Annotated in this window: 17 protein-coding genes and 1 tRNA gene; 5 read left to right on the forward strand and 13 right to left on the reverse strand. The window is 50.7% G+C overall.

Annotated elements, in window-relative coordinates; genetic code table 11:
• Positions 1 to 27: 27 nt before the first annotated feature.
• Both BW972_RS13905 and BW972_RS13910 read left to right on the forward strand, forming a co-directional pair.
• Positions 28 to 1,839, forward strand: a complete 1,812-nt coding sequence (locus BW972_RS13905) for a T9SS type A sorting domain-containing protein (protein WP_076422575.1) — start codon at positions 28 to 30, stop codon at positions 1,837 to 1,839.
• Entirely contained in the window at positions 1,836 to 2,138 is a 303-nt protein-coding gene (locus tag BW972_RS13910) for a rhodanese-like domain-containing protein (protein WP_007654834.1), read from the forward strand. Before BW972_RS13905 ends, BW972_RS13910 begins: the two co-directional genes overlap by 4 nt.
• 614 nt (positions 2,139 to 2,752) lie before the next feature.
• Here BW972_RS13910 and BW972_RS13915 read toward each other — a convergent pair.
• Together BW972_RS13915 and BW972_RS13920 are read right to left on the reverse strand one after the other, a co-directional pair.
• Complete coding sequence (locus BW972_RS13915) at positions 2,753 to 4,039, reverse strand: site-2 protease family protein (protein ID WP_076422576.1); 1,287 nt, start codon at positions 4,037 to 4,039, stop codon at positions 2,753 to 2,755.
• Positions 4,026 to 4,658 carry an HAD family hydrolase gene (locus tag BW972_RS13920; protein WP_076422577.1) on the reverse strand — a complete coding sequence of 211 codons (633 nt, stop codon included), beginning with the start codon at positions 4,656 to 4,658 and terminating at the stop codon, positions 4,026 to 4,028. Before BW972_RS13920 ends, BW972_RS13915 begins: the two co-directional genes overlap by 14 nt.
• A gap of 91 nt (positions 4,659 to 4,749) precedes the next feature.
• Between BW972_RS13920 and BW972_RS13925 the strand changes: the two genes are divergently transcribed.
• Positions 4,750 to 4,823, forward strand: a tRNA-Ile gene (locus BW972_RS13925).
• Positions 4,824 to 4,870: 47 nt separating this feature from the next.
• Here the strand turns inward: BW972_RS13925 and BW972_RS13930 are convergent.
• From BW972_RS13930 to BW972_RS13950, 5 genes are all read right to left on the reverse strand, one after another.
• Positions 4,871 to 5,734 (reverse strand): nucleotidyl transferase AbiEii/AbiGii toxin family protein, encoded by an 864-nt coding sequence (locus BW972_RS13930; protein WP_076422578.1) that lies wholly within the window; start codon positions 5,732 to 5,734, stop codon positions 4,871 to 4,873.
• Positions 5,709 to 6,713 carry a type IV toxin-antitoxin system AbiEi family antitoxin gene (locus tag BW972_RS13935; protein WP_076422712.1) on the reverse strand — a complete coding sequence of 335 codons (1,005 nt, stop codon included), beginning with the start codon at positions 6,711 to 6,713 and terminating at the stop codon, positions 5,709 to 5,711. Before BW972_RS13935 ends, BW972_RS13930 begins: the two co-directional genes overlap by 26 nt.
• A 424-nt stretch (positions 6,714 to 7,137) precedes the next feature.
• Positions 7,138 to 8,037 (reverse strand): hypothetical protein, encoded by a 900-nt coding sequence (locus tag BW972_RS13940; protein ID WP_076422579.1) that lies wholly within the window; start codon positions 8,035 to 8,037, stop codon positions 7,138 to 7,140.
• Positions 8,027 to 9,280, reverse strand: a complete 1,254-nt coding sequence (locus tag BW972_RS13945) for a hypothetical protein (protein WP_076422580.1) — start codon at positions 9,278 to 9,280, stop codon at positions 8,027 to 8,029. Before BW972_RS13945 ends, BW972_RS13940 begins: the two co-directional genes overlap by 11 nt.
• A 2-nt stretch (positions 9,281 to 9,282) precedes the next feature.
• Positions 9,283 to 9,696: a hypothetical protein gene (locus BW972_RS13950; protein WP_076422581.1), complete on the reverse strand. Its 414-nt coding sequence runs from the start codon at positions 9,694 to 9,696 to the stop codon at positions 9,283 to 9,285.
• Between the two features lie 468 nt (positions 9,697 to 10,164).
• Between BW972_RS13950 and BW972_RS13955 the strand changes: the two genes are divergently transcribed.
• Entirely contained in the window at positions 10,165 to 10,902 is a 738-nt protein-coding gene (locus BW972_RS13955) for a hypothetical protein (RefSeq protein ID WP_083674183.1), read from the forward strand.
• A 104-nt stretch (positions 10,903 to 11,006) separates the two neighbouring features.
• On the opposite strand, the gene BW972_RS13960 is transcribed toward BW972_RS13955, so the two are convergent.
• Positions 11,007 to 11,708, reverse strand: a complete 702-nt coding sequence (locus tag BW972_RS13960; protein ID WP_076422582.1) for a peptidoglycan-binding protein — start codon at positions 11,706 to 11,708, stop codon at positions 11,007 to 11,009.
• A gap of 258 nt (positions 11,709 to 11,966) precedes the next feature.
• Between BW972_RS13960 and BW972_RS13965 the strand changes: the two genes are divergently transcribed.
• The gene (locus tag BW972_RS13965) at positions 11,967 to 12,404 is read left to right on the forward strand and encodes a hypothetical protein (protein ID WP_143732086.1); all 438 of its coding nucleotides are present in this window, start codon (positions 11,967 to 11,969) and stop codon (positions 12,402 to 12,404) included.
• A 61-nt stretch (positions 12,405 to 12,465) separates the two neighbouring features.
• On the opposite strand, the gene BW972_RS13970 is transcribed toward BW972_RS13965, so the two are convergent.
• From BW972_RS13970 to BW972_RS13990, 5 genes are all read right to left on the reverse strand, one after another.
• Complete coding sequence (locus BW972_RS13970) at positions 12,466 to 13,866, reverse strand: SusD/RagB family nutrient-binding outer membrane lipoprotein (protein ID WP_076422584.1); 1,401 nt, start codon at positions 13,864 to 13,866, stop codon at positions 12,466 to 12,468.
• Between the two features lie 11 nt (positions 13,867 to 13,877).
• Positions 13,878 to 17,102 carry a SusC/RagA family TonB-linked outer membrane protein gene (locus BW972_RS13975; protein ID WP_076422585.1) on the reverse strand — a complete coding sequence of 1,075 codons (3,225 nt, stop codon included), beginning with the start codon at positions 17,100 to 17,102 and terminating at the stop codon, positions 13,878 to 13,880.
• Positions 17,103 to 17,279: 177 nt separating this feature from the next.
• The gene (locus BW972_RS13980; protein WP_007652002.1) at positions 17,280 to 17,471 is read right to left on the reverse strand and encodes a CsbD family protein; all 192 of its coding nucleotides are present in this window, start codon (positions 17,469 to 17,471) and stop codon (positions 17,280 to 17,282) included.
• Positions 17,472 to 17,550: 79 nt separating this feature from the next.
• On the reverse strand, positions 17,551 to 19,236 hold the full coding sequence (locus BW972_RS13985) for a PAS domain-containing hybrid sensor histidine kinase/response regulator (protein WP_076422586.1): 1,686 nt from the start codon (positions 19,234 to 19,236) through the stop codon (positions 17,551 to 17,553).
• 36 nt (positions 19,237 to 19,272) lie between these two features.
• Complete coding sequence (locus tag BW972_RS13990) at positions 19,273 to 21,717, reverse strand: bifunctional aminotransferase class I/II-fold pyridoxal phosphate-dependent enzyme/GNAT family N-acetyltransferase (RefSeq protein WP_076422714.1); 2,445 nt, start codon at positions 21,715 to 21,717, stop codon at positions 19,273 to 19,275.
• Between the last annotated feature and the right edge of the window lie 43 nt (positions 21,718 to 21,760).

Genomic DNA, 21,760 nt, shown 5'->3' on the forward strand with positions numbered 1-21,760 from the left:
GTCGGGCGCATTTTATATAACAAAGGTATGGGTATAAGACAGTTTCTGTTTACGCTAGTACTGCTCTGCTGTGGCTCTTTAGTCTCGGCTCAGGGAGTCCTGATGCCCTTGCAACAGGATCCGCAGCGTATACCTGCCGGAAACCCATACCAACTCCGAACAGAGAGTAATCACTTGTCCCTGCCTTTTTTTGACGATTTTTCCGGTGCTACCACCACGCCCGATCCGGCCTACTGGATCAACGGCGGGGTTTACGTGAACAACCGCTTTGCCCTACGACCGCTTACCCGCAACGCAGCTACGTTTGACGGGCTCAATGCACAGGGCAACCCCTACGGCAGCAACATTGGCGGACCAACCGATACCCTCACTTCGCAGCCTATCCGGTTAGCAGGGCTCACGCCAGCCGACTCGGTATACCTGAGCTTTTACTGGCAGTCGGGTGGGCAGGGGAGTGCGCCGGAGCGGAATAATAACAACCCGCGTCTGCTGCGGCTGGAGTTTAAAGAAAGCAATGGCACCTGGACACAGGTATGGCAACAGACCGCGCCCGGTCAGGTAACGGAGTTTGCCCAGGCCTGGGTGGCTGTGAGGGAGCAGCGCTTTATGCACGACGAGTTTCAGTTCCGCTTCCGAACAGAGGGCACCCGCAATTCCATCCGCGACATCTGGAACCTCGACTACGTAGAGCTGGACCGCAACCGCCGCCGGGGCCAAAACACGACCCGTGACATCGGCATCAGCGAAAGCGTGTCGCCGCTCATGGACTACAGCGCGGTACCTGCCCGTCAGTTCCTGGCCAACCCCGGGCTATACCTGCGCGACGAGATCTCCGCCAGTCTGAACAACCTCGGTGACCTGCCGGGAGCGATTGCCTGGCGTGCTTTTATACAGCAGGTAGGTGTTACGCCAGCCGATACCTTCCTGCGCGAAGAAGCCCTTATACCCGGGCAGGCCCGGCAACGCCAGATCACGGCCACACCGCGCATCAGCAACCTCAACCTCAATCCGGAGGGCTTTGTGCTGCAGCATGGTTTCTGGCTCGATACCAAAGAACAGAACGCCCGGCAGCGCGCCAACGACAGCACCCTGCAGCGCACCACCTTCAGTGACTACTTCGCCCTGGACGATGGCACAGCCGAGGCCGGTTACAGCAGTCTCTATACCTATGGAAATACCCAGGTGGCGCAGCGCTTTGAACTAGCAACAGCAGACCAGGTACGTGCTTTCCGGGTGCATTTTCCGCAGGTAGGTGTGCGGCATAACAATGTGTCTATTGTCTTCCGCATCTGGGCTGACGACAACGGTCGACCGGGCCGCACCCTCCACGAGCAATCCTTTCCGGTGCAACAGAACGAGGGACTCAACACCTTTTATGAAATAGAACTGAGCCAGCCGGTTCCGGTGGAGGGCACCTTTTATGTCGGCTTCAGTCAGCCTGCAACTCTCTACCTGAATATTGGCTTTGACCGCAATGCCGGTGCCACAGGCCGCTTGTTTTACAATACCGTGGTAGGTGGCTGGCAGCGGGACAGCGTCAATGCAGGTGCTGTGATGCTACGCCCTGTGATGGCTGGTCAGGCACTGGGTCTGGAGGAGGAGGCACGTGACGCTGACCTGCAGGTATACCCGAACCCCAGCAACGGCATTTTACATTTCTCCGGACCTTACCGTTCTTTTTCGATGTACGATGTAACCGGAAGGGAGATTTTGCGTCATAAAGCAACGGTATGGCAGGAACCGGTACGCCTCCCGAAGCTTTCGCCGGGCTTATATACTATCCGAATTGAAACCGACCATCATACATTTACTACCAAACGCATCCTAATAAACTTATGATCACAACAGACATTACGGCCGAGGAACTCAAGGAACGATTGGCCAAGGGCGAAACGCCCGTTATCATCGATGTTCGCGAGGACTGGGAACATCAGGAATCCAAAATTGAAGGTGCACAGAACATCCCGCTCGGTGCTTTACCGCAGCGCCTGGATGATATAGAGGATTATAAAGACCTGGAGGTAATCGTACACTGCAAGTCCGGTATGCGTTCAGCATCTGCCAAAGCCTTTTTGCAGCAGCAGGGCTTCAAGCAGGTTCGCAACCTGCTTGGCGGGATTACTGGCTACCAGGGATAATTTGATTTTTGGATATGGCGCGAGCGTCCGCGCTCGTGACTACTATAGAGGGGCCTCTGGCCCCTTTTTCTATTAGATGTTATTTGCACCGCTCTTGTTCAGTATACCGCAAGTTTAGCGTTAGCGTAACTTGTGGTTGTATATTGGGCCAGTTTGCAACTGGCGTAACGGCTGTAGGTATAACAACCAGTGCTGTTTCATAGCTTGCCCTGGCCGGGCGGGCCTCACTTTTTTCCTTGATGAAAAAATCGAGGGCCCCTACCCCCAGTAAGCAAAAAAATCAAGACCCTCCAAATAGAGGGCCCCTACCCCCACTCGCTGAACGCTCGAACAGTGGAGTGTCGTAAAGCGCACCTAGCTTACGCTGTCTGTTTCATAGCTCAAGAGGCAAGTTAGTCTTGCTATACCTGCCAGTGGTGTGTACCGAAATTACAGCGCGCATACCTGTGAAGAGGCAGTAATAGAAAGTCCCCCTTCGAAGGGGGCAGGGGGATGACAATCTTTCTCAATTCCCCTCTCGAGAGGGGCAGGGGTGTGTTAATCGTTAGTGAGAATCCTGCTAATCCTTAAATCCTGAAAATCCTTGGGGTAGGGGCCCTATGTGAAGATTCTGACTACTCAATCACAAACGGCGTCGGACTGAAGCACAGCAAAAAGATCACAAAGGCCAGCACTCCCAATACCTTGCGTCCGGTCGTGATCGGCGCCTCATTCGGACAGGAAGGATGGAAGATGCCCATCAGCCTTGAGAGCAGGAGGCCGAAAACCAGCCAGCCGCTGTAGCCGTCGGCAGTTGGGTATAGCCAGGCGATCAGGACCTGTACCACTACTACGATCAGCACCAGGTAGGCTGTAAAGCTCAGTTTTGGGGTGGCAGGCTCCAGCACGAAGAACAGGTACAGCACATACAGCGGCCATGCCCAGATGTAGCCTGCCAGCTCCGGGAAGGTCTCGGCCAGGCTATACTGCGCCAGCAGCATCCCCAGCGCAGCAAGCAGGCCGTGGCGGTTATCGTGCAAAATACCCCGGAAGGCAAAGAACACAAAGGGCGCCAGTACCACCAGCAGGCTATCGTCCCAGAGCGGTTCGCGGTGCGGCGAGATCATGCCCATACCGGCATACAGAATAAAAAAACTGAAGAAGATCGGGGAGAGTTGGTTGAAGCGCCTGTACCCGATCAGGCCGTAGAGCACGTGTCCGCCGTCCAGCTGGCCGATGGGCAACAGGTTGAGCGCTGTGAAGAACAGCGCCAGGTAGCCCGCAAAGAGGAGCGGGTAATGGATCACTTCATAGGCATTGGGCACCAGCGCCGGGTCTGCCACATACTTTTCAAAAAACAGGAAAAGCAGGTTCTTGCCGAGCGAGAAATTGCCCTCGCCCTGGTACACGTACCGGGCATAATCCTGACCGAACTGCTGGTACTCCGGGTGAATGGTGAAGATAAAATCCGGGTCGGGCAGGTGCGTAAAGCCGTACCATAGCAGCGGAATGGCTACCACAAAGCCCGCCAACGGACCGGCTATACCTATGTCGAAGAACTGCTGTCGGGAGAAGATGCGGCTCCTGATCCGGATGAAAGCGCCCATGGTGCCAATGGTGGACGTGATGCCAAACCACAGCGGGATATAATAAGGCAGCGTAACATTGGCGCGGTAATGTTTGGCAGTGAAGTAGTGCCCGAACTCATGCACCGTGAGCACGCCCAGAAAAGGTATAGAGAAGTATAGCCCGGCTGCCAGTTCGGTCCAGGTAAATGTACCCGTCCACGAAAAGCCCTCTGCTCCCCAGAAGAACAACTTGCCGAAACGCCATTCGGCCCCGGCAATGGTCGTCGTGATCAGGGTGAGTACAAAGAGCAGCAGGTGCAGGCTATACCTGTTTTGCCCCTTAGGAAACCGCATCCTTAAACACCTGGTTGATGGTGAGCGGCGGCTCCAGGAAGAGCGTCTGCAGACCCACTTTTCGGGCACTCTCAATGTGCTGAATGCTGTCGTCGATAAAGAGCGTCTCTTCGCGCTGCAGGCCGTTCTGCTCCAGTATCTGCTCAAACACGATGGCGTCGGGCTTGCGCTGCCCGATCAGGTGTGAGTAATAGGCCTGCTCAAAAAGCGAGTCGAGGCTCGGCATGGTAAAGCTGTGGGCCACCATCTCGTTGAAGCGCTTCAGGTGGATGGCATTGGTATTGCTGAGCAGGAAGATGCGGTATTTCTTGCCCAGCTCGCGGAGCAGCTCAATGCGTTCGGCCGGAATATCGAGCAGCATGGCGTTCCAGGCCTCGTCGATCTGCTCGTCGGTAGCGTCGAGGTGGTAGGCTTCGCGCAGGTGCTGGCGAAACTCTTCGGGGCTGCTGTTGCCGGTCTCGAAGAGGTCAAACAGGTGAGACTGTGCGCGTTGGCTGTACTCGATGGTATGGCCCGCGGTGCAGTACTGCTCCAGCTCGCGTATGCTTTTATGGTAATCTATGTTGATGATGACCCCGCCGAGGTCGAAGATGATGTTTTTAACAGTAGTCAGGTCCACGAAAATATTTTGGTCTGGTATTTGAAATTGTCCCTACAAATATGTAGAATTGCACTCCCAAATCAAAGGAAGCACATTCTTTTAAGGGAACGGGCCTATAGCTCATTCGGTTAGAGCAACTGACTCATAATCAGTAGGTGCCTGGTTCGATTCCAGGTGGGCCCACAGAAAATCAAGCACTTATCTCGGAGAGGTAGGTGCTTTTTTTGTTTTTAGGTTACTTCAGTTATTCCTTTCTGCACCAACTTTAGTAGTTTAGTACAGTCTTCCACTGTCCTGCCTGTTGTGCTGGCCATGATAGCTGCAATCCGGCTGCTGGTGACACTCTCTGTATTCTCCTTCAATATCTGTGTTAATCTGTCCGATAAAGTCTTGTTTCTTCCTGCTATTCTGCCCACCTCACGCCCCAGCGTCTGAGCAGCCACTTTTGTCAAAAAGTTTTCATCATCGCTTTCTTCAAACAAATCGCTATGGTGATCAAATATTTGCTCGCTGAACATCTCGAAGTAGTTAAGCAGGATATCTGTGATATCCTGTATGTCGCTTACCCTTACCTCAGGACGGTCATGCCAGGCGATCAGCTTCAAAAGGACGATACCAGGTATAGTGCAAAACTTAAACCTACTGCTGTCCTCAAGCTCCACTTCTGGCAGGCCTGCTTCGTAAACTTCTTTAAAGCCAGTTACGTGCAGCGTAGTTAACCCAGTGCCCTCTACTTTTACCTTTCCATCATGCTCAATGCTGCCAAATGGCATCAGGTCAACTTCCTGCCCGTTTTTCCAGATGAGCACGAACGTATTTTGGTGATAAGGGTGGAAGCCTTCTTTCTCAATTAGGTAATCCCTCAGTTTTTCATATACACCACGCCGGTTGATCAGAACAGCGAAATCTATGTCTCCTGTAGTACGCTTAGGTGCGATATCATTTATAGCCCGCATCCACACATCTCTTGCCACTGCACCGACGAGATAGAAATCAACGTTAAACCGGCTGAATCCACGCTCTAGCGCCTCTAACATTTTTCCTGTCTCAGGGTTCTGCCGTAGTCGTTTATAGTTTGTCTTGTAAGAACTCATGGTATATTTTTTCTGCTGTTTCCAAACATCTTCTGTCTCCTGTGCTCATTAAATCGACATAGACTAAAAGCGGAGATACGATGTTTTTGTACTCTTCATCCTTAGTCCAGAACTTCTCATATGCATGAACATTTCCCTTTGAATCCGGAATTAGGCGGTAGTTCTTAATGAGTTCACTTCTACTCTCCAGTGTGTAGATTGTTAGTATCTCCGGTTGAAGATAGTTTGTGTATAGATCGGCACCGGCTTCACCTCCCCACCACGAGTGGCCACTCTTCAGGGGAAGTTGCTTCCAGTTAGTAAAATCTTCTGGTTTAAGAAAGCGGAAGGTACCAATATGCAGCGAAGGTTTCAGGTCTTGCTGATAGCCGATTATCCATCTATTTAGCAATTCCTTTTTGTTTTGCAGTTTATACACCTTTTTGTTGAGAGGGAGCAGGAAGCCCTGTTCTTTTAGCCCTTTCAGAATATTGGGGACATTGCCTAGAGCAGTGCCTGTAATCTCGGCGATGGTTCTGTATGGGAGGTTAATATCTTCTTCGAAGCGTAAAAAATGAAAAATAGCTCGAAGACCCGTTTTAGTAAAAGCTCTGTTGCCCAAGCTTTTTTCCTGTTTTAAGGGCTTGCTGTGTTCCAGCCAAAATAAGAGTTTTTTATGATGGATGAATAGGTTTCCGTTGCTTTCCAGATAGGGAATATCCAGGTCCCGAAGTTCCTTTTTTGCATTGGGCTCTATGCGGTACGCAACGAGCATGATATTACCTTTATGCTCTTTAACTAATTTCTCTAACTGTAAGAGATGACTTGCTCTAAAGTCCTGCATTATTTCAACAGGTAGCTCAAGCTTATCATCTTTGTAACTAATAGCAACAGTCCCACTCAGACCATTCAATCTTTTATGATTGAGCCATTTTGCCCTTAAGGGAGTATTCTTCTCTAGGTTCTCTATTGCTAAGCTGATTATTCTTTCTGGAGCCATGTTCACGTATTTTGTTTGTTCATTATTAATGAACATTTAAAAATAATGAACATTTGACGTTAAAACAAATAATGAAACTAATTGGACCTAGTTCGAATTAAGGTGGGTCCACAAAAAATCAGGCACTTATCTCGGAGAGGGGTAGGTGCTTTTTTTGTTTGCGTAAGATCTGCATACATTTTTTTTTATAGCGAAGCCTAATCTTGTAGGGGCTGAGATAGCCAGTTTTAATAAGCCGAAAAAATTTTTATTTGGCTCGATATTGTTTGATTTTTGAGCTGAATAAGTATTGTATTCGGCTCATGATCTACAATTAAAGCAATTGAAGAACCTATTTGTAAACCGTTGATGCTTTTAAAATAACTGGAAACTCTAATATAGAAGCTAAAAAAAGAAAGGCCCCAATCTTGGGGCCTTTCTTTTTTTAGCTTCTAAAGAAGTTTTCAATTCTCTTGTCTGTATTTGAGGGTAGATCGGTGGTATGCAGCACCGGATCTTCAATGTTCATATCCCGGAACCACTGGTTGAGGTAAGCCTTGATAATGTCTTCTTCTTTCTTGTGAGAATCTGAAGCGTTAATTTCCAGCACCATCACCTCAAGGTTATCGATTGACTGATTTGTACTGATCAAGCCATAGTTGTCTTTCTCCATTTTCTCACGCCAATTGTCTCCTTTTCTAAAACCTTCATCCTGCAGAAACTTCGGTGTGATGTAAGAGGTTTTGTTTTGCTGACGGTCTTTTGACTGTTCATGATAAAGATAACCATCCGTCACGATAACCACGATGTTACGGTATTCAGGATTAGGCTCTATACACAGGTCCTTCACATCATTCTTAAAGAAACGCCAGATATCAGAGCCTACCCAATTTTTGCTATCAATCGTTTGGGTATAGATCTCCCGTAAGCCTTCCTCAAAGTTGGTGGTAATGTTATCGTAAACTTCTTTCTTCTGTTTGTTGTCCATCTTAGACAAGTCAACCGACAGCTTTTTTGCGATATTGTTAATATTTGGGTCGTCCGGAGCAGGCTTGAAAAGCACTCTTATTTTGTCTTTCGACTGAAAGGAACCTTTTGCTTTCATGTTACTTTTAAACACCTCTGTCAGTTTGCCTACGATCTGGATATCACGCTCAGCCTGTGTGGGCTGCATAGGTTGTATTACTCTGTCTGACAGATCCAACACAATGCTGATGTTAAGCATTTGGGGTTTCACTTCTGCAGCCTGTGGCTCTACTGATGCCTTCTCAATATTGGCTTCTTCAGAACTACCGCAACTGAATAGGGCGAAGGCAAGAAATAGGGATAGTAGCTTATTTTTCATTGTCTTGGGCAAGGGCTTGCATAGGTTTAACATTCAGTTCAATAAATTCACATACCAGGTTGTGCGCGTTCTGGCGTGCTGCCTCGTCGCGGCTATTGAAGTTGAGGAACTCAAGCCAGCCATCCAGGAATCGCATGAGGGAGTGCTCCAATTCTTTTGGCTTGATGATATCAGAATGATCTAATATGGTTTTCAGCTTCTCTATCTCGGTGTTGTTTGTGCCGATGACATTATTCAACTTGTCTGTTTCTTCCTCCAACTTATGCAGTTGCTCTTCCTTTTTTGCGATTTCCTCCCTCTTGGCATTTACGATCACGCTGAGTTGGTCCAGTTTTCCGTAGGCCTCCATCACAAAGTCAAAAACTAAACCCCATACTAGGTACACCACAAATCCTGCAAAAATGATGAGCCAGAAATTGACCGATTGAAATGCCATGGCTACGGTATATGGCGGGATATCGTCAAAGCTGTTCTCGGCTTTTATGTTATAAATCTTCTCTGTGATCTCGTAAGCGAGTATCGCGTCAAAAATAAAAGTTACCGCTATCATCATAGCAATCCTGGGGTATTTGGCCCAGCCCTTTACTTCCTGGAACTTGTGGATCAAATAGCCAAGGCCCAGAAATACAAATGGAATAGTCAGGATAAGCACGAGTTCAGTAAAGCCATCTCTATAAGCCTTGGTGAGGGCCTGAGCGTCAAAGATAGAGTTGGCTACGCCGAGTTCACCTACTGTAAACTCTTTAAAAAAGGCGGAGAACGATGCTGAACTGTAGAAGATGAAGAGGTATACTGTAAGGAAAGTGAGGATGATGGTACCGATCACAAAACCAGCCTTGCCAACTTTGTCGCCAATGAAATCCTGCGGGTTCCTTTTCATTTCCCGGATCTCTTCCTGCAGAGCTTCAATTTTCTCCTCAATCTTAGGTACCTCTACATGCTTGATCTTCTCGAGGCGGTTGTGGTATACCTCGTTCTTCATCGTGTATTCTCTGAGCTTCACCCGGAAAGGCTGCTTCGCCTTTTCCTGCTCTATTTCGTCTTGGCGCAGAATCTCTTTATGGTTATGGTAGATTTTGCCAATGCAGGTTTTTAGTCCTGTCTCGGAAGCGCCGTGGTTCTGTGCTTTCGCTTTGCCTTCGTCGTACCAGTCGATCAGCACAAAATCCTGGTAGGATGGGGTGCGTTCCAGTACTTCGGCTGGTGCTGCACTATCGAATATGCCTTTGAATAGTTTTACCATGACTATAAAGTTTGTTTTACCTGCTCAATTATTTCTCTCTTGTCTGTCCCGTTCATGGCTTCCTCAATCAGGAACTGCATGATAGCTGGGACGTTACGCTCGTCGAATCCGAACTTCAGACAGAATTTTTTTAGTGTAAGATGCTCATGCTCGTCCACTTTTCCATCAGCCAGAATCATGGTTACGTAGTCGTAGAGGTACTCAATTTTAGTAACGGTATCCTGTGGGATGGTGAATTTTGTGCTGTCAGGCTGCAGAATTATCTGTTCGATTTCTTCTTTTTGAATACCTCTTTCTTGCCCAAGCTTAAAAAGCATTTCGAGCTCCTGTGTGTCGATTTGGGTGTCAGAAAGGGCAAGGAAATAGAGGTTAAGAAAATGTGTTTTAAGCTCGTGATCCAGTACAGTTGTTTGCATAAAACTTGAATTAAAGGGTTATAAAGTGAGATTTTCAGGTATACCAGAAGAGCAGTTTTTCTAAAAAACTAATCCGTCAGACATACCTCTGCCCAACCAGATTCTGCTCTGCTGGATTTTATAGCCTTATTTTGTACTAGGTAGCTGATGGAGGCGCTTGCTCTTTATCAATTCTGAGGCAGAATAGCTAAAGGAGGGAAGTAATTTAGTCTAGGTTAACCAATATTGTTTCGTGATGTAATACTAATTTAGGTAAATTATATCAGTTTGCAACTATATGGTAACATTTTATATAGGAATTGGATATGTTATACTTGATTTATATAGTTCAAGTTTTTAATATTTTGATACTATATAAAATAGTAAATGAATTAAATGGTTCTATTTATTCAATTCAATTTTTTGTATAACATTCTAAAAAATGTTTATACTGTTATAAAACGATTGTGTTGCTAACTGAGAGGTATCTTGAAACTAGAAATTGCGCAAATGAATTTTGTCGAAAAATTAAGGGCTGAGGCAATCAAAGACATCTATGCCAAAGTAGATTTGATGAAGCAAGAGTATTTGATAGCTTCAGAGAATAATCTTATTGTATATTATGCTCCTTTTGATTACATCAATAAAGATGCTTCTGTGGTAATTGTAGGTATAACCCCTGGCTGGACTCAGATGGAAAAGTCTTTTAGAACCGCAATCGAAGAATTAAATAAAGGAACTACTCTTGATGAAGCGTTTAGAAAAGTAAAATCTGAATCGAGTTTCGCAGGTTCCATGCGTTTCAATCTAATTAATATGCTGGATGAACTAGGGCTACAGTATAAGCTGAGTCTGAATTCAACAGCTGAACTGTTTGACATTGATAATGATCTGTTGCATTCAACATCAGCTTTGAGATATCCGGTTTTCAATAACGGAAAGAACTATACAGGCTCTTTACCATCACCGTTGAAAAGTCAGTTGCTCTGGAGTCAAATTGAGGCGAACCTGATACCAGAGATGAATCATTTTACAAACTCTTTGGTGATCCCATTGGGTAAGAATGTAGATGATGTCTTTACAATGCTGAAAGTCACAGGAAAATTAAATAACAACTCTGTATTGACAGGCTTTCCCCACCCTTCTGGAGCTAATGGGCATAGAGCCAAGCAATTTGAAATGAATAAAGCTCAAATGAAGGAAGCTATAGCAAATTGGAATCCTTAATAGTCAATTCGCAATTCGCGAATCGCGAATCATCACCCCACCCAAGCCACCTCAAAATGCATCCCATCCTGCCGTGTGAAATGCCCGCCCCAGTAAAACCCATTCTAGTGGGCGATCTGCACGAGCTGCCGTACTGATCCTTTCTGCCCGACCAAAGCTGGTTGGGTGCCAAGCTTGTTCCAGGCGTAGTTGATGTCGAAAGCCGTACCGAAGGCATGATTGCTGAGCACCCTGCGGCTGCCCCGTACGAAGCGCGGCACAAAAGAGCCTTCCCAGGTATGCACGTGGTGCAGCAGACCGGCCTGTTCCCAGTCGCGCCAGAGCTGCACCAGCTGGTCGGCGGCAAAGCGGTGGAAGTAGACCGTGGCGCTGCCTTTGACAGGTATAAGCTGCGGCACCTGCACCGGTATAATGTGGCGGCGGTCCCAGCCGTCGGTGATGCGGATGTTCTCGGGGTTGCCAGGTAGAGGGTGGGGGAGGTAATTGAAATAGCCGAATACCCGGGCCCGGTCGGCATGGCTGAGCAGTGGCCGGAAAGGAGGACGCGGTGGCCAGTGAGCACTCAGTATACCTGTGCGGTCATCGGCCAATACCCCAAAGCCCAGCGTCATCGCCATACCTGTTGTCTTGTTGCCTGCAATGCCATCGGACTGCAGGATATGCTCCAGCTGAAAAATGATGGTGGCTGCTTTGGTCTTCTCCCCAAAAATGCCATCGGCTATACCTGGGTCATACCCCTGCCCAATCAAAAAATACTGCCACTTCCGGACGTCATCGCCCCGGCTTCCGATTCTGAGTACATTCATGTTTATTGCATTTTGTATATATTTAAATCTTCAATTTAATACGTAATTAATACACTGTAGCTTCAGGCGTTAAAAAATAGTGCAAAAAAAAATAGGGAAATAAGTGCGCTTGGTTTAATTTGCGATGCAGGAGCTTCTTATATTGTATCGTGCGAGTCAAAAAAAATGAAAATAATTGACTGGGCAGTGAGAAGGGGTTTCTGGAATTGATATTTGTATTTTTAAGGCCCTGTGCGCTGGCTGGCAGGAGCAATTTCGATGAAACATACCATTACACCACCCGAAAATCTGCAGCAGGTATGTTGCCTTTCAACTGATTTTGTAGAGATCATACATGATGTCAGGCATGCCATGCTGCTTGTGCGTTGGCTGCGACCGGTGCAAAGCCACGAATACCGCTTTGGAATAGAGGAAACAGGTCGTGTGCTGTTGGAACTGGGGCTGCAGAAACTGCTCGTGAACAACCAGCGCATGGGCGTGCTAACAATGGATGACCAGGGCTGGCTGGCAGCTATCTCTATCCGGATGATCTCGCAGAGCAAGCTGAAGCAGCTGGCGATCATTTCTTCCACCGATTTCTTTCAGCAGCACACCAACGAGAAGCTCGACGGCCGGGTAAAGGAACAGACACCGTTTTTTGACACACAGTACTTCCTGATAGAGCGCGAAGGGCTGGAATGGCTGAAAACAGCTTAAACAAAAACGCCGCCTCCCATCAGGAGAGCGGCGTCTTGTAACACACTCAAACAATCTAAACTTACTTATCCCACCATACGCGGCCGTAGAGGTTGTCCTGTCCGCCGAACTGGCGCTGCACAGCCTCATTGTAGCTGGCGGCGTTGTTGAAGGCTTCGTTGGCCGGGTAGCTGTTGCGGCGTGGTACGGCGCGGCCACCGTCTGGCTCCACCAAATTGGCAGGATAGCCCGTGCGGCGCCATTCGGCCCAGGCTTCGTAGCCGTGCATGAACAGGTGGATCCAGCGCTGCGTCGCGATCTGCTCAATGGCATTGTCCGCGTCGTAGGCCACACCTTCCTGGCTCAACAGGTCTGAGGCACCGGCTGCGCTGCCCGTCCACTGCAGGAGCGACTGCTCAATGGCTTTGTTGTAATTGGCTTCAGCCTCGGCATCGCCACCGGCAATCCAGCCTAGCTTGGCAGCCTCAGCCTTGGCGAAGAGCGCCTGTGCGTAAGTTACCAGCTGGATGTGCGCGTCCTGCTTCCAGATGGCCTGACCCAGCAGCGAGTAATTGGTCACGTTTGGCAGACCTTCCACGCGGCCGTATGGCAAGCCCACATACTCACCGGAGGTACGGGCGGGTGCGCCGTATACCTGCAGGCGTGGGTCTTCTACCGGCTTCAGTTCGTTTACGAGTCGCTCAGTCAGTGCCCACCATTCCCGGTTCTGGTTCGATACCTGCCCAAACCAGTAGTTCTGGTTATTGGCGTCGGCCAGGTGGCGGAACGCGAGGTTGTCGGCATTGGAGGTCATGATACCGGCTTCCAGCGCCTTCTTAAACTCGGCGGCACCTTTGGCAGGGTCTACCTCAGACAGGCGCAGGGCCATCAGCATGCGGATGGTATTGGCCAGGCGCTTCCACTTGTTCACATCCCCGTTGTAGATGATGTCGTTGGAGATGTTGCCGGCCGTGATCTCATTATTAGCCTGCTCCAGCTGTGCAAACAAGCTGTTGTAGATCGACTCCTGGGTGTCATACTTCGGGGTGAAGTTTTCGGAACCTCGCAGGGCCTCCGTGTAAGGGACATCGCCCCAACGGTCTGTCACGTGCCAGAAGTAGTAGGCCTTCAGGATACGGGCTACCGCCAGCTGGTTGTTCACCGGGCCTTCCGTAGCGCTCAGGTTATCTGACGTCAGCACCGTTTCCAGGTTCATTAGCGGCCCCTGGTAGATCCAGTAGAAGCTGGTGCCGCCCTCCGGGTAGAGGGAAGCGCCCGGATACTGTGTTTCGGACAGGTACTGGGCATGGAACTGGGCCGAAGGCGAGGAGCTCAGGCTCGACAGCGAGAGCGCCGAGTTGGCGATCAGCTGGGTGCCGGAAGCATTGCTCGGCTGGTTCGGGTTGATGTTGATGTCCTCATCAAACTTGTCGCAGCTTGCCAGCATAAAGCACGACAATAGCACTGCATATATTTTCTTCATTCTCATCTTCCTTATAAAGTAATGTTTAGGTTAATGCCGTAAGAGCGCACAGAGTTGGTCATACCTGACTCGTACCAGCTGATGGACTGGGAGCCGGTTGAGATCTCAGACGGGTCGATGCCCTCAGGGGCTTTCTGCCACAGCTGCGCTACGTTACGGGAGAACACGGCAACGCCTACGCTCTGGAACGGCAGACGGCCTAGCATAGACTTGTCGAGGGTATAGCCCAGGCGCAGTTCACGCAGCTTGATGTAGGAGGCGTCATATACCCACTCTTCGTACACACGGCGACCTACTACGGTGTTGTAGTAAGACTGGGCGTTTACGTAGTTAGAGGCCGGCTGTCCGCTCACATCCACACCACCCACGATCGTGCCTGGTGCGTAGATGCCCTCTACTTTCACGCCACCGCCTTCTTCCAGCGGATCACGCACATTCGCGCCGCGGTCGTTGGTTGCCACCGTGATCGGGTCCTGACCGGTACGCACCGCCAGCATTTTAGAACGGCTGAAGAACTGGCCACCGAACTGGTAGTCGATCATGGCAGAGAGGTCAACCTTCCAAATACGGAAGATGTTCTGCCAGCCACCTGTCGCATCAGGCTGCACCGTGCCAAAGTCATGCGTCGCGTCAGTATACAGCGGCATGCCGTTCGCACCGATCAGTTTCTGTCCGGTGGCAGGGTCACGCTGATACGCCTGGCCTACGAGGCTGCCATAAGGCTTGCCTTCATAGTGGTTGAGGTAGGAAGTAACAGAAGAGTAGGTGGTAGAGTACTGCGTCAGCACATCCACATCCGGGTGAAGCTCCACGACCATGTTGCGGTTGCGGTTCGCATTGAAGGATGTGTTCCAGGTGAAGTTGCTCGTTTGGATTGGTGTGCCGCTGAGTACTACCTCTATACCTTTGTTCTGGATCAGACCGGCGTTGATCGTGGTAGTGCTATACCCGCTGGTGCCTGAGATAGGCAGTTGCAGGATCTGGTCTTTGTTCTTCAACTGGTACAGTGTCAGGTCGAGTCCTATGCGGCCATTGAGGAAGCGCAGGTCGAGACCGGCTTCGTAAGCGTGCGCGAAAGAAGGTCTTACGTGCGGGTTGTTCAGGTTGTCCGGAACAGACAGCGTGTTAACAGTCGGGCTGCCGGCATACACGGTGCCTACATTGTAGAAAGGTGTGGTGAAATACGGGCTCAGGTCAGAGCCTGCCTGTGCGTAGCTGGCCCGGATCTTACCGAATGAAAGCGGCGACCAGTCGATCAACTCGCTGAACACCATGCTACCTGATACTGATGGATACCAGTAGGAGTTGTTTTCTGGCGGCAGGGTAGAGGAGATGTCATTACGAATGGAAGCGTCGATGAAATAGGTGTCTTTATAACCCACCGAGGCCATCCCGTACATACTGCGGATCTGCTTGCGGCGAAGTGTCTGGTTGGTAGTAGGACGGTCAATGGAGCCGTCGATGTGGTAGAAGCCCGGTGTGGCAAGCCCACCTACCGAGCCCATGTAGAGCGCCGTGTAGCGGGTGTCGAACAGGTTACCGCCGGCATTCACGTTGAGCGAGAAATCACCCAGTTGCTTCGTGTACTGCGCCAGCAACTCGAAGTTCGTTTCGCGGCCCTGGTATTTGCCTGTCGTGAACTGAGGTACTCTCCTGCCGCCGAAGGCCTGGCGGGTTTCGATGTTCTGGGTATAGCTGTCGTTGCGCACATGGCCGCTCACTTTCAGGTCAGGCAGGATCTGGTAGGTCAGACCCACGTCGCCGAATACACGCTCGCGGTTGTCATTGCTGATGTTCTCGTATGCCTCGAAGTAAGGGTTGTTCCAGTACAGCGGGTTGAAGTTGGTGATCTCGCCTGTAGCTGTGCTTGGGCGGCGCAGGTTCCAGTTCAGGAAAGTGCCGTCGGCGTAGCGGTAGTTCTTCATGCGTTTCATGTCCACGTTACGCTGGAACCACTGCACCATGTAGCGGGCACCGTACTCCGATCCCTGCGACGGACGCTGGGCATTGTTGCGGGCGTAGTTGATGTTGGTCGACACTGTCAGCTTTTTAGACAGGTCCAGGCTGCCGCTTACGCCCACGTTGTTACGGTTGAGCCAGGTGTTCGGCTCCACACCCTCTACGCGGGTGTCGTTTACGCTCAGGCGGAAGGTGCTGTTCTCGTTGCCACCCGTGATGGTCACGCCATTGTTCAGGTTATAGCCTGTTTCGTAATAGTCTTTGATGTTGTCAGGATGCGGTACGAAAGGTGTCAGCTGACCATACTCCGGATCCTGTGGGTAGAAACTGAAGATCTGGCGAACCGGTGTACCGTCCATTTTAGGGCCCCAGCTTTCATCTACGGACACGTCTACATACTTATCGCCGTTTGGCAGGGTGCGCCAGGTCTGGCTGGAACCGCCGCCGTACATGTTCTGCATCGGCATGAAGTTTACGGCACGCTCCACCGAGAAGGCAGAGTTAAGCTGCACGCTTACCTTTTTAGGGCCTTTCTGACCTTTCTTGGTGGTGATCATGATCACGCCATACTGCCCACGGATACCGTACAGGGCAGAGGCCGCAGGGCCTTTCAGCACGTTCACCGACTCAATGTCCTCCGGGTTGATGTCCTGTGCCAGGTTACCGTAGTCCGCCTGGTCGGCACCGGCGAAGTTGGCGTTGGAGATCGGGGTGCCGTCCACTACGATCAGCGGCTGGTCTACGCCGGCAATCGAGTTAACGCCACGTATCTTGATCTTCTGGGTGCCGCCCATGCTGGCGCCCGAAGAGCCTGTTACCTGCACACCGGCTACTTTACCTGCAAGCGAGCCCAGTACGTTCTGCTCTTTGGTGAAGGTCAGGTTGTCGCCCTGCACCTGCTGCGTGGCATAGCCGAGGGAGCGCTCGCTACGCTCGATGCCGAGGGCCGTCACCACCACCTCGTCGAGCTGGCGGGTGTCGGTCTGGAGGCTTACATTGATTGTACTCTGGTTGCCCACCACTGCCTCACGGGTGGTATAGCCCAGGTAGCGGAACACGAGGGTGGCATTGGCATCGGGTACCCGGACCTGATAGTTACCCTCCGCGTCCGTTGCAGTGCCGATGGTTGTGCCTTTGACGGCAACACTCACCCCGGGCAGGCCATTGCCTGACGAGGCTTCTGTCACCTTACCGCTTACTGCCCTGTCCTGGGCAAAGGCGCTGGCGGACCAGAGCACCATAAGCGGTAAAATGATGGATAGTAGTTTTTTTCCCATAATTCAACATGTAGTTTAAAGGTGAATAGGTTAGTTTCGTTGAATATAGGATATATTTAATTAATATAAAAGCAATATTCGTTATAACATGATGCACGAATGTGCGGATATAAAAAAACACCCCGCAGCAGGCCGTAGCCTGTGCGGGGTGTTTGTACTTGTCAAAAAGCTGTCAGCTTACAGCGAATCGATCCATTTTTTGAGTTCGCCTTTCGCCTTACCGGTCTTCTGCTGCAGTTTGCCGAGCCATTCGTCCTGCTTGCCTTCGTCGTAGGTCAGGTCATCATCGGTCAGGTCGCCGTAACTCTGCTTGATCTTGCCTTTCATTTCGTTCCAGTTTCCTCTGGTTCTATATTCTGTTTCGTTCATCGTATTTTAGACTTTAAATTTATATAAATCTTATACCTTGTTTTACGGATGAAACAGGACATACGTTTGAAACGAGAGGCTATACCCACTTCCTGAGCAGCCCAACAAGGTCGCTTTGCTCGAAGGGTTTGCAGAGGTAGTCGTTCATGCCCGAAGCCAGGCTGTTTTCGATGTCGCTGCTGTAGGCGCTGGCCGAAAAGGCGATGATCGGCGTGTCACATTTTTCCTGGCGCAACATACGGGCTGCCTCCAGGCCACTGATGCCGGGCATCTGCACATCCATAAAGATGAGGTCAAACTTGTCTTTGCGTGCCAGGTCGATGGCCTCTTGCCCGCTGAAAGCAGCAGTTACCTTCGCCCCGAAGTTTTCGAGCACCGTCTCGAGCAGCATCACGTTGATCTCATTGTCATCTACTACGAGCAGGTGCTTGCCTGCAGGCACCCGGTAGTTACTGTCGTCCTCCACTTCCTGCTGCACAGGCTGCCTGACCTGCATGCGCTTAAGTCGGATCGTAAACCAGAACAATGAACCCTGTTTCTGGCCGGGCAATGGGCTGATCACCTGCAGGTCGCCCTGCAGCAGCCGGGCTAACTTCTTGCTGATTGCCAGGCCAAGCCCTGAGCCGCCGTACTTGCGGGAGGTAGACTGGTCGGACTGGGTAAAAGACTCAAACACCAGGGCCTGCTTGCTGGCAGGTATACCGATGCCGGTATCACTCACAGAGCAGTAGAGCAGCAGCTCATCGTCGGGCAGCTGCTCGGCCTTGAACAGCACCTCAATGCTGCCCTGTTCTGTAAACTTGATGGCATTGCTCACCAGGTTGATCACCACCTGGTTGATGCGGGTCGGGTCACCGATCGCCCACTGCGGCACACTAGGATCAAAGGCGCAGTCAAAGCGCAGCCCCTTGCTCTCGGCCAGGTGCCGGTACGGGCCCAGACTGGCCTCCAGGTTTTCGCGCAGCTCAAACGGGATGGCCTCCAGATAAATTTTGTTCTGCTCTACGCGGTGGAGGTCCAGGATGTCGTTGAGCAGTTTGGTGAGCGTAGTGCCCGACGATTTGATCAGGTTGATGTACTGTTTTTGCGTGTCGTTCAGCTCGGTGCCCAGCAGCAGGTCCGTAAAGCCCATGATGCCATTGAGCGGCGTCCTGATCTCGTGGCTCATGCTGGAGAGGAAATTGCTTTTGGCCTCGTTGGCAGCTTCTGCTTTGCGTTTGGCCTTGCGAAGTGCTTTCTCGTTCTGTTTCAGTTCGGTGATGTCTTTGGCCACGATCAGCACACCGTCTACTTCCTTGTGGCTGTTGCGGATGTGGGAGAAAGAGCAGGAAACCGGCACTGGCTGGCTTTGCCTTGTTTTGAATTGCAACTCCTTGTTCAGGCACTTGTCCTGGGAGCGGCACTGTTCCATCAGCGACACCAGCGTCGGCACATGGTCTTTGGGGAGCAGCACCGACAAATGCTTGCCTTGCAGTTCATCTTCCCGGTAGCCCAGCGCTTCTTCCAGGGACTCGTTTACGGACCGGATCGTAAAGTCAGCATTGAGTACGAGGAGCATGTCCACCACGCCGCGGTAAATGCTCTCCATAAAGTCCCGGGACACCGTGGAGCTTTTGAGCTCCTGCCCCAGCATGTTTATACCTGCAATCACGGCATCCATTTCGTCGCCTGTTTCGGAAGTTTCGATCTGGTAGTCGAAGTTTCCGCTGGCAACCTCGGTGATCAGGGACATGATCTCCTCTATTCGCTCTTTTAGTACTTTCACTCGCTTCGTTTTTTCACCGCTCCCGGTGTTATTGACCTATTCTTTTTCAATGGCAAAGGTGGCACCCATCATCTCCAGTGCAAAGTTGTCTTTACTTTGGTAATAGCCAACTTTGGGATAAGGAGTTGCGCCTACTTTCTTCTTTTCGATAGTGGCCGATATTCCCATGTTTACCTGTGTGCACTGCAGGGCATTGGCGCGCTTTATTACCTGGTAAAGCGTCTGCCTGTATACCCCGTAAGTCATCAGGTATTCATAATCCATCCCGATCAGCATAAAGCTATACACATTCGCGACATTTCTGTGGCAGAAGGCAACGGCTACCGGCTTGCGGCTGATCGAGTATTCCTCTTTTATATAGAGTACGATAAATTCCCAGGACTTGCTTTCGTTGAGCTGCTGAAACATCTTCTCCGGAAACAAAAAGTTATTGATGGCGAAGTTGTTGTTTTTCACGTTGCGGAACAAAGCCATGGCGTGCTGCAGCTCTTCAGCGTCGAGCTGGTCTTTGACCACCACGTCGTAGAAGTGCTCATTGCGCTTGATCTTCTGCACAAAGTTCTCGCGTCCTTTCTTGGAGAGCGTCTTTCTGAAGCCATCCTCATCTGTCCAGTTCAGATCCTCGACCACACAAGACTCCGGCAGGTGCATTTTCACGAAATCCTGCTCCACCATAAATTCATCCAGTTCCGGATCCTTATCGTCGAGGTCGCGAAGCAGGATGCTGCTGGCCTGGTTCGCTTCCTGCTCTTTGCTCAGCTCCGATAACAGTGCCTTCAGCGCTTCTTTCCAGTATGGGCTGGTACGGTCCAGGTAGAGGTGGTTTCCCTCGGTGAACAAGCTGCCCAGCACGATGCCGGTGGTGGTGAGGTAATAGGGGTTGGCTTCCCGTTCGCGTTCCAGTGCTTTGGAGATAGAGGCCTGCGAAAACATGTCCTCTTTAAGCAAAGCAATGGCGGCAAAGGTCAACAACACCACTTTCCCCTCCGGGTCCTGCACGGTGTAGTAGCGGAAATCCCAGTTGTTTTCCTTCTCAGGGTTATTGCTGAACGAATCTTCCAGAAAGTGCATGCCTTCCCAGTCAAACATAGCCCGGCGGCCCAGGTGCTTGTTCCAGAGCCCTGCCTCGATCTGAGTGATGGAAGTATAGCGCTGCAGGCTGATGCCGCTGGCAGAAGTTGGCTGAGCAACTGCCGGTGCAAGGGGCTGAGCAGGCGGCGCCATCTTAAAGGCCTTTCGGATATTCTCCTGCGTCTGGTTAGTAGCGGCCAGTGCCAGGTGGAAATGCAGCTGCAGCTTGCGTACCAGTTCTTCGATGTCTTCGTCTGAATTGGTGAGTGAGATGGTAATGCGCACCCCGATGTTCTTGGCCGGTACAGCCGGGAAGGTAGCCAGGTTCACATAAACGCCATCCTGCAACAAGGCCTGTACCAGGTGGTTGCCCATTTCCATGGTGCCGGTGCCGATGTAGAAGATCGGGCTCTCGCTTTCGTGTACCAGGGGCAGATCGGTTTGCTTGAGGAGGTGGTTAAAATAGGCGATCTTGCGTTGCAGTTCCTGCTGGTAGGTATAGATCTCGTCGCTCAGGTGTATTTTGGCCGATGCAATGGCGGCTCCCAGCGTGGCAGGCTCTATCTGCACCGAAAAGGTGAGGGGGCCACCAAAGTTGTTTACTCTGTTATACCATTCTTCATTCGGGAAGAGTGACAGGCCGCCGCAGGCGCCGAAGGCCTTGCCCAGATTGGCGGTCAGGATCATTTTGCGGTAGAGACCATCCGGCATTTGGCTCATGGCATAGCCTGTACCATGTTTGCCAGCCCAACTCATGCCGTGCGCATCGTCCACGTACAGGTATAGCTGCTCGTATTTTTCGGCGAGGGCAATCAGGTCTTTGATAGGGGCGAAGTCGCCGTACATGGAGTACACACTGTCGGCCATGTACCAGATGCGCTCAAACTTGCCTCGCTGCTTTTTAATGCGGTCTTCGAGCATCTCGAGGTTGTTATGGCGCACCATTTCCACAGTCACCCCCTGGCTGAGTAGCTTCTTCACGGCTTCCTGCACACTGGCATGTACCTGGTGGTCAAGTATAACCAGGTCTGACTGGCGTATAATGCTAGGTATAACGGTGAGGTGCGAAAGTGTACAATTTTTAGAGATAACGACCGGTGCGTTGTACAGTTGCTTAATCAGAACCTCGAGTTCGCGGTACAAAGGATTGGAGATGTAGGTGCGCGACATCGGGAACTGCGTGCCGTAACGCTCGATGGCATCGATGGCGCCGCGCTTTACCTGCGGGTGGTGCTCCAGCCCCAGGTAGCCACAGGTGCCAAAGTGCAGCACCTGCTTGCCATGCAACGTTAAGTGCTGACCACTAAGGTTTTGGTCTTCAGCATGCAGGTGAATGATCCCCTTTTTTTTAGAAACAGAAAGTACGGAATCAACCGTATCAATGATGTTATTATGTCGTATCTTTGCCATGTGTTTTGCTATGTTCGCAGTCTCGATAAAGCAGAACATGCGA

This window comes from Pontibacter lucknowensis, from assembly GCF_900156415.1.
GTDB classification, from domain to species: domain Bacteria; phylum Bacteroidota; class Bacteroidia; order Cytophagales; family Hymenobacteraceae; genus Pontibacter; species Pontibacter lucknowensis.

Coding starts and splice junctions, on each gene's coding strand:
- BW972_RS13970 (WP_076422584.1), bottom strand. CDS start 13,866: ATGAAGAAAATATATGCAGTGCTATTGTCGTGCTTTATGCTGGCAAGC.
- BW972_RS13905 (WP_076422575.1), top strand. CDS start 28: ATGGGTATAAGACAGTTTCTGTTTACGCTAGTACTGCTCTGCTGTGGC.
- BW972_RS13945 (WP_076422580.1), bottom strand. CDS start 9,280: ATGGTAAAACTATTCAAAGGCATATTCGATAGTGCAGCACCAGCCGAA.
- BW972_RS13980 (WP_007652002.1), bottom strand. CDS start 17,471: ATGAACGAAACAGAATATAGAACCAGAGGAAACTGGAACGAAATGAAA.
- BW972_RS13960 (WP_076422582.1), bottom strand. CDS start 11,708: ATGAATGTACTCAGAATCGGAAGCCGGGGCGATGACGTCCGGAAGTGG.
- BW972_RS13935 (WP_076422712.1), bottom strand. CDS start 6,713: ATGGCTCCAGAAAGAATAATCAGCTTAGCAATAGAGAACCTAGAGAAG.
- BW972_RS13930 (WP_076422578.1), bottom strand. CDS start 5,734: ATGAGTTCTTACAAGACAAACTATAAACGACTACGGCAGAACCCTGAG.
- BW972_RS13975 (WP_076422585.1), bottom strand. CDS start 17,102: ATGGGAAAAAAACTACTATCCATCATTTTACCGCTTATGGTGCTCTGG.
- BW972_RS13915 (WP_076422576.1), bottom strand. CDS start 4,039: ATGCGGTTTCCTAAGGGGCAAAACAGGTATAGCCTGCACCTGCTGCTC.
- BW972_RS13950 (WP_076422581.1), bottom strand. CDS start 9,696: ATGCAAACAACTGTACTGGATCACGAGCTTAAAACACATTTTCTTAAC.
- BW972_RS13910 (WP_007654834.1), top strand. CDS start 1,836: ATGATCACAACAGACATTACGGCCGAGGAACTCAAGGAACGATTGGCC.
- BW972_RS13965 (WP_143732086.1), top strand. CDS start 11,967: ATGAAACATACCATTACACCACCCGAAAATCTGCAGCAGGTATGTTGC.
- BW972_RS13940 (WP_076422579.1), bottom strand. CDS start 8,037: ATGAAAAATAAGCTACTATCCCTATTTCTTGCCTTCGCCCTATTCAGT.
- BW972_RS13990 (WP_076422714.1), bottom strand. CDS start 21,717: ATGGCAAAGATACGACATAATAACATCATTGATACGGTTGATTCCGTA.